This is a genomic window from Streptomyces lonarensis, from assembly GCF_012033735.1.
GTDB lineage: Bacteria > Actinomycetota > Actinomycetes > Streptomycetales > Streptomycetaceae > Streptomyces > Streptomyces lonarensis.
Genome location: NZ_JAAVJD010000428.1, coordinates 1 through 2,070, shown reverse-complemented (window position 1 = coordinate 2,070; position 2,070 = coordinate 1). Strand labels below are relative to the sequence as shown.

1 protein-coding gene and 1 pseudogene are annotated in these 2,070 nt (G+C 80.0%); both read right to left on the bottom strand.

Annotated elements, in window-relative coordinates; translation table 11 throughout:
- Positions 1–296 (bottom strand): annotated as a pseudogene (locus HCN56_RS25970) (hypothetical protein); the annotation flags it as partial.
- 409 nt (positions 297–705) lie between these two features.
- A partial coding sequence (locus HCN56_RS25285; protein WP_167974939.1) for a WD40 repeat domain-containing protein occupies positions 706–2,070 on the bottom strand: 1,365 nt, incomplete at its 5' end.

Below are 2,070 nucleotides of genomic sequence, written 5' to 3'. Positions count from 1 at the left end.
GAGCTGCGGCGGCGCCCCGCGCCGTTGGCGGTGCCGGCGGCGTCCCGGTCGTCGGCGGCGCCGCGTCCGAGGGCGACCTCGCCGAGGTCCAGCCCCTCCGGGCCTCCCGCGCTGGGGGGAGGCCCGGCCGCCGGGTGGCCGGGGCGGAAAGGCCGGTCCTCGCGCGGCACGGCCCCGGTGGGGGTTCCGCCCCCGGGGGCCGGCGGGGCGACGGGGTGGCCGAGGCCCGGGTCCCCGGAGACGGAAGCGGCGGGGCGGCTCGCGCCCGGCCCGTCGGGCGCCGGTCCGGCGTCCACAGCGGGACGACCGCACCCGGGGCAGGCGAGGGCGCCGTTGAGATGGCGCCGGCAGGCTGCGCAGTAATCCACGGCTGGTCACGCTTCTCGAACTGGTGTCGGGTAATCCGGGTGGGGAGGCAGGTGGCCAACACCCTAGGGCCTGCCCGGGGCGCCGCCACCCCCGGACGGCGAGCACTCACAGCACACACACGCTCCCGACACCACGCGGCTTCGGGACATAGCGCGCGCCCGGGGACCGGTCGGACACCGCGGACCGGAGCCCCGGGGCGCCGTGCACGGGCAGGGGCCCCGGCGGCAGCTGCGGAAACGCCCGCAGGGCACACCGAGGGTGTCCGCGCCGTCACCGCTCCGGGTAGGGTGCGGTTCTTCACCTCCCCGGAACGCGCAGGCGAGCCGACGGGCCGGGTCACAGCGGCCAGCGCCGCGCCCCGGCCTGGGTGACGGTCACCAGGGTCCGGCCGTCCGGGGAGAGCGCCACGGCGCCCTCCCCCGCGCCGAACGGTATGTCGGCGAGGACCCGTCCGCTGGTCGCGTCCCAGACCACCCCGGCGCCCCGACTGCCGGGGAAGACGGCGCGCGGCCCGTCGGCCGTCCAGAGCAGCGCCCCCCGCGGCTGGTCGCTCAACGGCAGGTCGTGGACGGCCACCCGGGGCGGCGGCGCGGGCTCGGGGCCGGAGAGCGGCAGCATCCACAGCGCGGCGTCGCGGCGGTGGGTGGCGCCCGCCGCGGCCAGGACGTCGCCGTGGGGGGAGAACGCCAGGTCGGTGAGTTGCCGCAGCTCGCCGGGGCCGGACTCCAGCAGCACCGTGCCGTCGGCGACCCGCCGCACCACGACCCGCCCGCGCCCCTCCCCCGCCATGCCGTGGGCGACGTGGGTGCCGGTACGGTCCAGCGCCACCGCCTGCAGCGCCGGGCCCGGCTCGCGGAACGCGCCGACCGGCCGCCCCGACGCGGTGTCCAGCACGACCGAGCGGCCGTCCGCGGCGGCGACCACGACGCGTGAACCGTCCGCGCTGAACGCGGTGTGCAGCCGTTGCGGGCCGCGGCGCCCGCCCGCCGGCAGCGCGTACCGCCAGCGCGGCCGGCCGTCGAGGCCGTCCAGCAGCAGCCGTGCCTCGTCGGAGAGGACTGCGCGGGCGATCACGGTGCCCGACGGGTCGAAGGCCAGCGCGGAGAGCGCCGCCGCCGGCCCCGGCCCCGGCGGCAGGAGCAGCGCGGCCGGGTCCGCCCCCTCCTCGGGGCGCTGCCAGACGACCTGGCGGCGCCGGGCCGTGCCCCGGTCCAGCTGGGTGGAGAAGACGACGGCCCGCGCCTCGTCGGTGACGGCGGCGAGCCGGACCGGCCAGTAGGAGCAGGGACGTTCCGCCGGCGCCTGGGGCAGCGGCAGCCGGGTGAACAGCGCCCGGCCGCGGGTGTGCGGCGTCCGCGGGGCGGGGGAGGCCGCGGGGCGGGCCAACCCGGCGAGGAACCAGACGGTCACCTCCTCCTGGACGACCACCAGCGCCGTGCCGTCGGGGGTGAAGCAGGCGGTGGCACCGGCGGGGTCGGCCCACAGGGTGCGGCCCGCCCCGTCGAAGAGGACCGAGCCGAAGTCGGCGCCCATGAAGGCGTACGGGAGGGTGCCGCTCCAGCAGGCCCGGGTGGCGACGGCGGCGAACCGCGAGTCGGCGTCCATCCCTCCGGGGCAGCCGGCCGGCCGCACCAGCGGCCCGGGCAGCAGGGCGGCGGTGCCGGGCGGCTGCGGCGGCGCGCCCGGGCCGCCGCAGCCGCC